Annotated in this window: 9 protein-coding genes; 6 read left to right on the forward strand and 3 right to left on the reverse strand. The window is 60.4% G+C overall.

Translation table 11 applies throughout. The features are described from left to right. Positions 1-55: 55 nt before the first annotated feature. From ELQ88_RS19045 to ELQ88_RS19060, 4 genes are read left to right on the forward strand one after another with little or no spacing between them, the layout of a single operon-like run. The gene (locus tag ELQ88_RS19045; protein WP_138966983.1) at positions 56-838 is read left to right on the forward strand and encodes a TIM barrel protein; all 783 of its coding nucleotides are present in this window, start codon (positions 56-58) and stop codon (positions 836-838) included. After that, positions 831-1,877, forward strand: a complete 1,047-nt coding sequence (locus ELQ88_RS19050) for a sugar kinase (protein ID WP_138966985.1) — start codon at positions 831-833, stop codon at positions 1,875-1,877. The genes ELQ88_RS19045 and ELQ88_RS19050 overlap by 8 nt, the downstream gene beginning before the upstream one ends. Before the next feature lie 45 nt (positions 1,878-1,922). Further along, the gene (locus tag ELQ88_RS19055) at positions 1,923-3,221 is read left to right on the forward strand and encodes an MFS transporter (RefSeq protein WP_138966987.1); all 1,299 of its coding nucleotides are present in this window, start codon (positions 1,923-1,925) and stop codon (positions 3,219-3,221) included. 21 nt (positions 3,222-3,242) lie between these two features. After that, a complete protein-coding gene (locus ELQ88_RS19060) occupies positions 3,243-4,220 on the forward strand; it encodes an NAD(P)-dependent oxidoreductase (protein WP_138966989.1) in 978 nt (325 codons plus the stop codon). 143 nt (positions 4,221-4,363) lie between these two features. On the opposite strand, the gene ELQ88_RS19065 is transcribed toward ELQ88_RS19060, so the two are convergent. Further along, entirely contained in the window at positions 4,364-5,551 is a 1,188-nt protein-coding gene (locus ELQ88_RS19065; RefSeq protein ID WP_138966991.1) for an aminotransferase class I/II-fold pyridoxal phosphate-dependent enzyme, read from the reverse strand. A 486-nt stretch (positions 5,552-6,037) separates the two neighbouring features. Here ELQ88_RS19065 and ELQ88_RS19070 point away from each other — a divergent pair, with 486 nt between their 5' ends. Together ELQ88_RS19070 and ELQ88_RS19075 are read left to right on the forward strand one after the other, a co-directional pair. Further along, on the forward strand, positions 6,038-6,322 hold the full coding sequence (locus tag ELQ88_RS19070; RefSeq protein WP_128869494.1) for a LuxR family transcriptional regulator: 285 nt from the start codon (positions 6,038-6,040) through the stop codon (positions 6,320-6,322). Positions 6,323-6,372: 50 nt separating this feature from the next. Beyond that, complete coding sequence (locus tag ELQ88_RS19075) at positions 6,373-7,098, forward strand: response regulator transcription factor (protein WP_138966993.1); 726 nt, start codon at positions 6,373-6,375, stop codon at positions 7,096-7,098. A 103-nt stretch (positions 7,099-7,201) separates the two neighbouring features. On the opposite strand, the gene ELQ88_RS19080 is transcribed toward ELQ88_RS19075, so the two are convergent. Together ELQ88_RS19080 and ELQ88_RS19085 are read right to left on the reverse strand one after the other, a co-directional pair. Then, positions 7,202-8,035: an RHS repeat-associated core domain-containing protein gene (locus ELQ88_RS19080; RefSeq protein WP_138966995.1), complete on the reverse strand. Its 834-nt coding sequence runs from the start codon at positions 8,033-8,035 to the stop codon at positions 7,202-7,204. Then, positions 8,035-11,904 (reverse strand): RHS repeat domain-containing protein, encoded by a 3,870-nt coding sequence (locus ELQ88_RS19085; RefSeq protein WP_138966997.1) that lies wholly within the window; start codon positions 11,902-11,904, stop codon positions 8,035-8,037. The genes ELQ88_RS19080 and ELQ88_RS19085 overlap by 1 nt, the downstream gene beginning before the upstream one ends. Positions 11,905-11,972 lie beyond the last annotated feature (68 nt).

The following is an 11,972-nucleotide window of genomic DNA, read 5'->3' on the forward strand; positions in this document are numbered from 1 at the left end:
AATTGAACACCCTTTTTTCGAACAAAAATGAAACCGGTTTCAGAGGTCAATAACAATGAATAAACCACCCGTCTCCATCAGCCTCTCCAGCTACGGCGCCGACCTGGTGCGCCAACGTGGCCAAGGCAGCTTCATCGACATCCTGGCCGCCGCCGGCGCCACCCGCATCGAGTGGCGCGAAGAACTGTTGACCGTCGAAGACCCGTTACAGCTGGCCGACGCCACCCGCGCCCAAGGCCTCGAAAGCGTGTATTCCTCGCCGATGGAGCTGTGGCTGGCCGGCCAGTCGAAACCCAATCCCGAACTGGCCGAGGCCCTGCAACGCGCCCAGGCCTTCGGCGCCAAATGGCTGAAGGTTTCCCTGGGCTATTTCACCGACACCTGCGACCTTCAAACCCTGAATCAACTGCTGGGCAAGAGTACCGTGCAGTTGCTGGTGGAAAACGACCAGACCCTGCACGGCGGGCGCATCGAACCCTTCCAGCGCTTTTTCGCCGCCGTCGAGCAACACCACCTGCCGATCAAAATGACCTTCGACATCGGCAACTGGCACTGGCAGGACCAGCCGGCCGCCAACGCCGCGCGGCTGCTCGGTCGCCACGTCGGTTATGTGCACTGCAAGGCCGTGTCGCGCCGCGCCGACGGCAAACTGGTCGCTATCCCACCGACCGCCAGCGACCTGCAACTGTGGGAACAACTGCTGCGGCACATGGCCCAAGGTGTGATGCGGGCGGCGGAATATCCGCTGCAAGGCGAGGATTTGCTGCAACTCACCACCGACCACGTCGCGACGCTTGCCCGCCTCGGCCAACACCGCCTGGAGCGCGCTCATGTCTGAATTCGATATCCTGTCGTTTGGCGAAACCATGGCGATGTTCGTTGCCGAGCAGAGCGGTGAACTGGCCGAGGTCGGTCATTTCCACAAACGCATTGCCGGCGCCGACAGCAACGTCGCCATCGGGTTGTCGCGTCTGGGGTTCAAGGTGGCGTGGCTGAGCCGCGTCGGTGCCGATTCCCTGGGTCGCTTCGTCGTCGACACCCTGGAGAAAGAAGGCCTGGACTGCAGCAACGTCGCCATCGATAGCGCGCACCCGACCGGTTTTCAGCTCAAGTCTCGCACCGATGATGGCGGCGATCCGGTGGTCGAGTACTTCCGGCGCGGATCGGCGGCGAGTCATTTGTCGCCGCAGTCCATCATGCCCGAGTTGCTCAAGGCCCGGCACCTGCACGCCACCGGCATTCCCCCGGCGCTGTCTGCCAGTGCCCGGGAAATGTCCTTTGAATTGATGACCCGCATGCGCGACGCCGGGCGCAGTGTGTCCTTCGACCCGAACCTGCGCCCGAGCCTGTGGGCCAGCACGCAACAGATGATCGGCGAAATCAATCGCCTCGCCGCCCTCGCCCATTGGGTGCTGCCGGGCTTGAGCGAAGGTCGCCTGCTGACCGGTTTCGAAGACCCGGCCGACATCGCGGCGTTTTACCTCGACCAGGGCGCCGAAGCCGTGGCGATCAAGCTGGGGCCGCATGGAGCGTATTACCGCACCCGTCTGGATCAGGGTTTTGTCGCTGGCGTGCCCGTAGCAACGGTGGTCGATACGGTCGGTGCCGGCGACGGGTTTGCCGTCGGCATGATCAGCGCCCTCCTGGAAAACCACAGCTTTGCCGACGCCGTAAAGCGCGCCAACTGGATTGGCAGCCGGGCGGTGCAGAGTCGGGGGGATATGGAGGGGTTGCCTACTCGGTCCGAAATGTCCGTCGAATTCGAGGCCGCCTTCGCGAGCAGGCTCGCTCCCACCGGGGATCTGCAGTGTTCACACAACCCCTGCGGGAGCGGGCTTGCCCGCGAAGAGGCCCGCACAGTCACTGAAAATTTTTAACCCGTTACCTGCTGCGACAAAAACAACAAGCTCAGGAGCACCACCATGAAAACCGCAACCCTCGCCGCCCGCCGCTGGTGGTACATCATGCCCATCGTGTTCATCACCTACAGCCTGGCGTATCTGGACCGCGCCAACTACGGATTCGCCGCCGCCTCCGGCATGGCGGCGGACCTGATGATCACCCCCGGCCTGTCATCCATGCTCGGCGCGCTGTTCTTCCTCGGCTACTTTTTCTTCCAGGTGCCCGGTGCGATCTACGCACAGAAACACAGCGTGAAAAAACTGATTTTCGTCAGCCTGATCCTCTGGGGCAGCCTGGCCACCTTGACCGGGATCGTCTCCAACGCCTACTGGCTGATCGTCATCCGCTTCATGCTCGGCGTGGTCGAAGCCGCGGTCATGCCGGCGATGCTGGTGTACCTGTGCCACTGGTTCACCCGTGCCGAACGCTCGCGCGCCAATACCTTCCTGATCCTCGGCAACCCGGTGACCATGCTCTGGATGTCGGTGGTGTCGGGCTATCTGGTGCAGCATTACAGCTGGCGCTGGATGTTCATCATCGAAGGCTTGCCGGCAGTGCTCTGGGCGTTTATCTGGTGGCGCCTGGCCGATGACCGTCCGGCCCAAGCCAAGTGGCTGACCGATCAGGAAAAACAGGATCTGGAAAGCGCCCTGGCCGCCGAACAGGTGGGCATCAAGGCCGTGAAGAACTACGCTGAAGCCTTCCGCTCGCCCAAAGTGATCATCCTCGCCCTGCAGTTTTTCTGCTGGAGCATCGGCGTCTACGGCTTCGTGCTCTGGTTGCCGTCGATCCTCAAGGCCGGTGCGCAAATGGACATGATCGAGGCCGGCTGGCTCTCGGCGCTGCCATACCTGGCCGCCGTGATCGGCATGCTGCTGGTGTCCTGGGGCTCGGACAAACTGCAAAAACGTAAACGCTTCGTCTGGCCGCCGCTGCTGATCGCCTCGATTGCGTTCTACGGCTCATACGCCCTGGGCGCTGAACATTTCTGGTGGTCCTACACCCTGCTGGTGATTGCCGGCGCGTGCATGTACGCGCCTTACGGGCCGTTTTTTGCCATCGTCCCGGAAATCCTTCCCGCCAACGTCGCCGGTGGCGCCATGGCACTGATCAACAGCATGGGAGCGCTCGGTTCGTTCGGCGGCTCCTATCTGGTCGGTTACCTGAACAGCTCCACCGGTTCGCCCGGCGCGTCCTACCTGTTGATGAGCGGTGCGCTAATGCTGTCGGTGGTGCTGACGCTTTTCCTCAAGCCCGGCGCCAGTGACCGGGAGCGGCCCGGAGTCGCGCTGACACGCCGTACCGCGGCCCACTCCTGAATCTAGATTGAGATGACCACCATGAAAAAGCAGGTTGTTCTATACAAGAAGCTGTCACCGCTGCTGATGGCGCGCCTGCAGGCACAGGCTGAAGTGACCCTGATCGAAAGCCTCGACGCCACCGGCCTGGCGCAATTGCGCGAAGCCCTGCCCCGGGCTCACGGCTTGCTCGGTGCCAGCCTGAAACTGGATGCCGCGCTGTTGGACCTGGCGCCTCACCTTGAAGCGATCGCCAGCGTTTCCGTGGGCGTCGACAACTACGACATCGATTACCTGACCGAGCGGCGAATCCTGCTCAGCAACACCCCGGACGTGCTCACCGAAACCACCGCCGACACCGGTTTCGCACTGATCCTGGCGACGGCCCGGCGTGTCGTGGAACTGGCCAACGTGGTTCGCGCCGGCGAGTGGACGCGCAATGTCGGCCCTGCGCAGTTCGGCACCGACGTGCACGGCAAGGTCCTGGGTATCATCGGCATGGGGCGCATCGGCGAGGCGCTGGCGCAGCGTGGACACTTTGGTTTTGGCATGCCGGTCATCTACCACAGCCATTCGCCGAAACCGGCGGTGGAACAGCGTTTCGATGCGCAATACCGCAGCTTGCCGGCGCTGTTGCAGCAGGCGGATTTCGTCTGCCTGACGCTGCCGCTGACGGCTGAAACCGAGGGGCTGATTGGCGCCGAACAGTTTGCGCTGATGGGGCCCGAGACGATCTTCATCAACATTTCCCGGGGCAAGGTGGTGGATGAAGCGGCGTTGATCGAGGCATTGCGTGAGGGGCAGATTCGCGCGGCGGGGCTTGATGTGTTCGAGCGCGAGCCGTTGAATCCCGACTCGCCGTTGTTGCAATTGAACAATGTGGTGGCGACGCCGCATATTGGTTCGGCGACCCATGAGACGCGCGAGGCCATGGCTCGTTGTGCGGTGGATAATCTGCTGGCGGCGCTGGCTGGGGAGCGGCCGGCTAATTTGGTGAATGTGCAAGCGTGGAAGGCCTGATGGATCTAGCGTTTATGAGATAGTCTTCGCTGGCAAGCCAGCTCCTACAGGGATCTGCACCGAACACAGATATTGTGTACGCCGTGGATCCCTGTGGGAGCGGGCTTGCCAGCGAAGGGGCCGACAAACCCGACACACATCTATCAGGCCCGCCGAGCCTCCAGCAGATCCGCCGCACACAGCGCGATCCGCCGACAAGCATCCGCCAGCTTCAGCCGATCCACCACCAACCCGATCCGGATATGCCCCGCCGCACTCGGCCCGAACGCCTCCCCGGCCAGCACCGACACGCCGTATCCCTCCAGCAGCCGCTCGGCGAAGCCCTGGGCGCATAACCCGGTCTGGCGCACATCGACCATCACGAACATCCCGCCATCGGGGCGGATCGGCCGCAGCCCCGGACACTCGCCCAGGCTCGCGCACACCAGGTCGCGACGCCGGCGATACTCGTCGCGCATCAACGCCACCTCTGGCAAGTCCTTATCCAGCGCCAATTGCGCCGCGTTCTGAATGAAATCCGGAATGCCGAACAGCATGCACAGCGACAGGTGCTCCAGGTGATCGGCCAGGCGTTTCGGCCCGATCACCCAACCCACTCGCCAGCCGCTCATGGCATGGGATTTGGACAGGCTGTTGATCGTCGCCGTGCGCTCGGCCATCCCCGGCAGGCTAGCCGGGCTAATGTGCTCGCCCTCGTACAACAGGTCGCTGTAGACCTCGTCGCTGATCAACCACAGGTCATGACGAACGCAGAGCGCTGCCAGTTTCTGCCAGATCGGCAGCGATAAACTGGCGCCAGAGGGATTGTTCGGGCTGTTGAGCAAAATCGCCCGGGTTTTAGCCGTAATCCGCGCTGCGACATCCGCCGGGTCGACCCTGAAGCCATTCTCGGGACGCACCGCCACCGGCACCACGGTGGCCCCGATGGCACCAAACACGCCTTCATAGGTGACGTACATCGGTTCGGCGACGATCACTTCATCGCCCGGATCAAGCAGGCACTGCGCCACCGAATATACCGCGCACTGGGCGCCGGGCAACACGATCACATGATCGGCCTCCACCGCCTGACCACTGCGCTGGCGATGACGACGGGCGATGCTGTCACGCAAGCCTCGACTGCCGCGCACCTGGGAATAATGGGTATCGCCGGCCAACAGGCTGTCGATGGCCGCATGAACGATGGGTAAAGGTGTATCGAAGTCCGGATCGCCGACTGACAACAGCAGTACATCGACGCCCTGTTCGCGCAATTCCAGCGCGCGGTTATGAATGTGCCAGGCCGCGGCGCCTTCACCGGCGATGCGTTGGGTCAAGCCTGAATAGCGCATGTAGTTCTCCAGTCGCGCGAAATCCTGATTCAACCCTATATCAAATCACCAAACGCGCCACCCTGGCAGCTAATTCGCCAGCGCAGCCAGCAGTTGAGCGAGTACCCAGGATTTTTATCCTTGGCTGGGGGATGGCCGAACCGGTCTTTTTCCAGCGGCATCGCTTGCACTGTGCCTCCTGCTGCCCTCGTTCAAAAAGCCCCGCAAATCAAGAAGTTGATTTCCAAAGCTGCGGGCGATGGAATGAAAGGAAAATTCCTACATGCGGAATAGCATCGGCTGACAGCTCTTTCCTCAAAGCCTCTTTAAAGTCCGCACCTGTAATTTGTGACAGGTTCCAAGACGCGCCAATCGCGCTATAACGAAACCGTGCCTACAGCCCCGCCACCGAGGTCTGAAGGACGGCCGCGCGAACCATGCCTTTTATGAAATAGGAAGATTCTGCCGCGCCCACGCCGTCAATGATGATGAATGGGAGATTCAATTATGTACCGTTCCACTACCGACTCAGTCCGGTCATCACCTGCCCGGGCAAGCTTCCAGCCACCGGAGTGCAACCAACCCCAGGCCATCAAGCTCACCGCCAGGGAAAAGGAAGTCTTGCAATGGAGCGCCATTGGAAAATCGTCCTGGGAAATCGCCCAGATAATCGACTGCACCGAGGCCGGTGTGAATTACCACTTTTGTAACATCCGCCGAAAATTCGGCGTGAGATCGCGCTGGATCGCCATGGTCATGGCGCTGGAACAAGGCTTGATCCAATCGTCTTGAACCAGCCCCTCTGCAGCGGTCAGCGTTACATGCCCCTGTAGAGACAATTCATGAATATGGAACACGCCACACGGTTGACCCCGCTGCGCGAAACAGCCTGTGACGATATGCCGGTATCGCACAGGCAACAGCCGGACAAAACACTGCGCATCATCCTCGCCGACGACCACCCCGTGGTACTGCTGGGGGTTGAAATGGCCCTCGGCAACACATTTTCCATTGTCGCCCGAGCCCACGACGCCGATGAGTTGATCGCTCATCTGCATTGCACGCCCTGCGATCTGTTGATCAGCGATTACTCGATGCCCTACGGGCGCTTGCCGGATGGTTTGGCATTAACGGGTTACCTGAAACGCCATTTCGGACAGATACCCTTGATTGTGATGACCATGCTGCGCAACCCTTCCCTGCTGCAGGCGTTGCTTAATTCAGGGGTTCGCGGTCTGTTCGACAAACGCAGCCCCTTGAGCGAGTTGAAGCAGGCGGTATACACGGTGGCAAGAGGGCGTCGATATCTGTGCCCTGCCTTCAGTAGAATCCTCGATGCCCAGGCGTTGCCCTCGTCAGGCATCGCCGAGCCTTTGGTCAGCCTTTCCCAGCGCGAGCTGGAAGTGGTGCGGTTGTTCGTGCAGGGGCTGTCCGGACGACAGATTGCCGCGCAACTGAACCGCAGCGAGAAAACCATCAGCCGACAAAAACGTACCGCCATGGACAAGTTGGGACTTGGCCATGACGGTGGGTTGGTGGAGTTTGCGCGGGTGAGCGGGTTGAGATAATGAAAGCCCCAATAAGGAGTACCGAAGTCAGCGCGAAGCGCACCGCACTACACCACGGGGATACTTCAAAATGATTGGGTCTACGAATTTTTCATCGTCTTCGTCACCGGTCCCCTTCAAATCTAGGGTTAGGTCTACGCACATCAAGCACGGTCCGTTTCGGTGCGCGATGAATCCGCGTACCTGATGGATCAATACCTCCTCGACTTAGGTAGTCGTACCGCTTGACATGCCCCAGGTTATCAAATTCCTTTTGTGTGAGCGGCTTAGGCGTTTTTGCCGCTCCAGGCAGCTTTGGAGCCGTTTTAGGCACCGCTGCCGGTGGTACCTCAGGATGCACATCCGGCGCAAAACTCACTGAGCGCGGTTCACGTGGTGCAGAAGAACCTACGCCTCCACCGTGTCCAACGGAGATCCCGGATGGTGCTGCAGCCGTGTACTTCACTGTCTGATTTCCCCCGGTCATCGTGTAACCGGCAAGAACATCATCGACTTTCGTGACAATACGAGATGCGCCTTCCATACCAGCACCACCAGACCCTATTGCTCCGCCAGCGTTGCGCCCCAAGTCGACAACAGTGTCCCCTACCCTCGAAACACCCCTGGCAAGTTGGTTGAACGGAACCATATGCCCCGTCTTATCCGTATGTTGAATCGGATCCCCCATTACATACATATACGCATTCAACCCCCCCGCCCCAAACGGACTCCAGCTATCCGGACTGTTAAACCTCATCAACAACGGACTAAACGCCCGATACCCATTCCCCAGTAAATAACCGCCGGTGTGCGCCTCCCGCAATTCACCGTTGTACCCCAGATGAGTACTTGCCGGGTGTTCGCCACTGCGATGACCGTAGGCCGAATAAGCGAAGTCATTGTCCGTGCCGGACCCTGCTTCACGCAGCACGCTGTTCTTGTCATCGCCGGCCAGCATCAGGACTTTGGGCCAGCACCTTCCTGATGCTCGGCGAGCACCCTGCCGTCGGCTTGCATGAATGTGCTGCTGTTGGAGCCCTGCTGCAGTGTGTGAATCTCACCGTCCCGGTAAAAACGGCGCTGTTGATCGGTACCGCTGCTCTGGCTGGCAAGCACATCCAGAGGGTCGTAGGTGTAACCACTCGGCGTTTCACCAGGCAGCCCGCTGACACTGATCAAACGGCCCAGGTCGTCATACCCGAGTGTGCGCCCTGCTTCATCGCTCACCATATCGCCGTCGTCGTTGTAAACCAGCTTGATTTCCTTGGGTAGGTAATCCTCATGATCATTGAGCACAGTACTCAACTGCGTGGGATCCAGCGGGTTGTCATAGGAATATTCGGCAAAGTTGGTGCCATCAGGAGAAGTGGTTTGCACCTGTATCAGGTTATCCAGTTCGTCGAAGATGAAAATCTGCATATCGATAGGTTTGTTGTAAGGGTCCAGAGGTTGTTGCGTGCCCGTGCAGATGTACAATTGAAGACGCCCGCGAGCGTCGTAGTCATAGGTTTCGTCGCGCAAGACTGTCTCGCCTTCGGTCAAGGCGCGGTGGATCAATTGATCGACGACGTTGTAAGCCTGGCTCAGTTGTTGCGTTCTACCCTCGCCAAAATCGAACTCGCGTAATATTTCGCGCCCCTGATCGTCGTACGTCAACTTGATCTTCAGGCTCAGTGGGCCGTCCGTGGTTTCGATACGCTCGGTCTGGCCTTGGGCGTTGTAGGCGAACGTGGCAGCGGTAGTGCCCAATGTCGTGCCCATCAACTGGCCGCTGGATTTTTTGTAGTCATAGACTTGATCCTGTTCAAGTACGTCAACGTACTTCAACAGTCGGGCTTGCCTGCTGTAGTGATATTCCATCGTGGCTGGCTCGTGGCCTGGCTGTTCCCGGGTTTCGCTCCTTATCTCCCCGGTGGAGTAGTACGTGCGAGAAAGTTTCAACCCGCTTTCTTCACTCCAGTCCAGGCGGGCGTTTTGCAGATCGTAGTTGTAGGTTGCAGCAATGCCCGCCGCACTGCCTGCGATACTGGCGGTGCTACGTTTAGTCGGCTCCTCACCCAAGGCCGGCACATATTCGTAGTCGACTTCCACGAGCGATGGGCGCTTGACTTTACAGGGTTGAGTCTCGCCCGGTTTGAAACCATAGACAGTGACACGGCCCCCGGTGATCGATTTGATCATACGATCGAGACCGTCGAACGCTTGCTGGCCCAACTCTTTCGCGTTGACGCCTATCCAGATGGGCAGGTCCTCGCTGCTATGAGGTGCATAACGACGTTCAACCACGGCCCCATCTGGCAAGGTGCTCTCGACCATGCGGTCAAAAACGTCATACACATAGGCTGTCTTGTAGCCCAGGGCATCGAACTCATGGGCCGTACGCCCCAGGCCATCATAGTGATAGCGGTGCTCGCTGTACGGCTCGGCTAGCGGGTCGCTCGGTTCGTCGCCTTGTTTGTAACGCTTGACGTTGTCGGGCTTGTCAAACAGGTTGTTGTGGGTGACGGTCTTGCCCATGCCCTCGATCCAGGTCGTGGTGGTCTGTGTGATCGGGTCGCTGACCTCGTGCTCCTCGACCCCGTCCGGACGCACCACGCTGCGCTGCTCGCCCCAGTCGTCATAACGGTACTGGCTGCGCAGTTGCAGATCGTCCTCTTCGTCGGCGCTGCGCCAGTCCAGCTCGATGTCCTCCACCCGTTGGCCCAGGGCGTCATAGGTGGCGTAATAGGTGTCGCGAAACGCCTGCGCCAGGGCGCCGGTACGGTGGTCGGGGTCCTGGCGCTGTTCCTTGATCACCCGGTTCAAGCCATCGAACAGGGTTAGGGTTCGCACGCCCTTGACGTCGGTGGCCTCCTGGCAGGCCTGTTGGCCATCAGCGTTGGTCAGGACGTAGCGGTAAGTGCGCGACGCCACGTAGTCGGTGTCCGGGGCCACGGTTTCGCAGGTGACCCGCAGCAACGCGTCATAGGTGTAGCGAATTTCCACGTCGCTGTCGTCGCGGGTGAGCAAGGGTTCGCCGTGCAGCAGCGAGTGTTCCAGGGTCACTGTCTTTTTCGTGTCCGTGCCGTCGACTCCGTGGTCGAAACCCTTCAGGATTTCGGTGGTTTGCAGCACGGTTTCGCCGGCAAAGGCACTGGGCAGCTTTCGGTAGGCGTAGTCGGTGGTGGTGGTCCGGCCGTTGAGGGTGATGGCCTGCTGTTCGCGCCGGCCATGCTGCAAGGGGTCGCGCGGTTGGTTGAAGGTGAGGTAGGCGCTGTGTTGCAACGCGTGCTCCTGGTCGCCCTCGACCTGCAACAGGGTCTCTTCGGTCAGCACCAGCCAGGCGTCCTCGGCAGTGCCCTGGACGGGAGGCATCAGGTCGTAGCGGTTGCGCGTGCGCAGCACCGGGGCACCCTTTTCCCGATCGGAGGCAGGGGTCACGGTTTGCTCGTGCAGGTGGCGGACAAAACCGTGCGGGTCAGGCGGGCACTCCCCGGGGATGCCTGCGGCCGGGAAGTAGCTGTAGCGCTCCTTGACGCCATTGGCCTGGGTCTGTTCCGTCAGGTTGCCGTGGGTGTCGTAGGCCGTGAGCACGTTCTCGGGGCGCCACGTCCCCCCTTCGAGGCCCCAGCGGCTTTCGACACGTCTGGGCAGTTGGCACTGCGGAGCCTGGTTGCTGAACGGCTCCTCGAGTTTGTCATCGGCGTAATAGGTGGTGAGGACCTGATGAATGTTTTGGCCCTGGGTGGTTTTTTCTTCGCTGATCAGGTGAAAGCGGTTGAAGGTGCGCTCGATGCGGCGCACCGGCACCTCGTCGGCATAGTGGGTTTCGGTGGTGCCGTACTGATAGCGCCCGGCGGCTTTGTAGAGGTTGTCCAGCCCATTGTCATCCCAGCCGATCGGGGCGTTGTTACCCAGGAAGTTGTTGCTGCTGCCGGGCAGTTCGCTGTTGTCATAGGCGTAATGCACCTCGAGCATCGGCTGCTTGAAACCGGGGCGAATCTGGTGTTTCCAGACCCTGGGCAGGGGGGCGCGCGCATTGCCCGGAAAACTGTGGCCGACGCCGGCGTATACAATGGTTTCATGGCCGCCTACCGGGGTCTTGACCTCGGTGATGCACAGCAGGCCATTGACCTTCTGGTAGGTGAACCGCCAGGACGCGTCTGCGGTGGGCAGGACCACTTCATACACCTCATTGCCCGAGCCGCTGTTGCGCAGTTTCATCTCAAACCGCGCCAGGCCCCCGCCCGGCGTCCCGTCAGGGCGCAACAGGATTTCCACGGCGCTGGTGGGCAGGTTGATCTCCAGCAGGGTGCTGCCCTGGGCATCGGTCACCGTGTGCAGCCGGCTGATGCCGTTGTTGAACGGCAAGTACCGCAGGCTGACCTCGTGGCCTTCGACGCTGTAAATGCTTTGCGGCAGGAAGAGGTCGCCTTCGCGCCCCAGTATTTCAACGACCCCGGATTTGTGCACGATCCGATAGCGGTTCGGCGTATCTCGATGGAAGTGGAAGCTCTCGATTTTCTGCTCGGCCATGAGCAGGCGGGTGGGATCGGTGCTGCTGGAACCGGTGACTTTGAAGGTTTCCCCGGAGGACAGGGCGATCACCTGTTTATCGGCGTCGTATTGCGACAATCGCAGTTCCCAGCCCACGCCAAACCCGCTGTCGCGGGTATTGTACGGGTTGAAACTCAGACTGGCGGGCACGACCGGGCCGCTGAGGTCATTGGCTTTGATTTCCGGCAAGGCGAGGTTGACGGTGTACTGGCCGGTGCGGGGGTCGACACCGGACTGCACGAAACTGAGGAAGTTGAAGGCGTTGGAGTGGACCGCGGTCTTGGCGCTCATGAGGTGTACCTCAACTGGACAACAATAGTTGTTGAAAAATGGCAGTCAGGAAAGTGCGCCGCAATAAA

Source organism: Pseudomonas sp. MPC6, from assembly GCF_006094435.1.
GTDB lineage: Bacteria > Pseudomonadota > Gammaproteobacteria > Pseudomonadales > Pseudomonadaceae > Aquipseudomonas.

Bases quoted from the DNA above. Each gene is read 5' to 3' on its own strand.
- ELQ88_RS19045 (WP_138966983.1), top strand. From the start codon at position 56: ATGAATAAACCACCCGTCTCCATCAGCCTCTCCAGCTACGGCGCCGAC.
- ELQ88_RS19080 (WP_138966995.1), bottom strand. From the start codon at position 8,035: ATGCTGGCCGGCGATGACAAGAACAGCGTGCTGCGTGAAGCAGGGTCC.
- ELQ88_RS19065 (WP_138966991.1), bottom strand. From the start codon at position 5,551: ATGCGCTATTCAGGCTTGACCCAACGCATCGCCGGTGAAGGCGCCGCG.
- ELQ88_RS19070 (WP_128869494.1), top strand. From the start codon at position 6,038: ATGTACCGTTCCACTACCGACTCAGTCCGGTCATCACCTGCCCGGGCA.
- ELQ88_RS19085 (WP_138966997.1), bottom strand. From the start codon at position 11,904: ATGAGCGCCAAGACCGCGGTCCACTCCAACGCCTTCAACTTCCTCAGT.
- ELQ88_RS19055 (WP_138966987.1), top strand. From the start codon at position 1,923: ATGAAAACCGCAACCCTCGCCGCCCGCCGCTGGTGGTACATCATGCCC.
- ELQ88_RS19060 (WP_138966989.1), top strand. From the start codon at position 3,243: ATGAAAAAGCAGGTTGTTCTATACAAGAAGCTGTCACCGCTGCTGATG.
- ELQ88_RS19050 (WP_138966985.1), top strand. From the start codon at position 831: ATGTCTGAATTCGATATCCTGTCGTTTGGCGAAACCATGGCGATGTTC.
- ELQ88_RS19075 (WP_138966993.1), top strand. From the start codon at position 6,373: ATGAATATGGAACACGCCACACGGTTGACCCCGCTGCGCGAAACAGCC.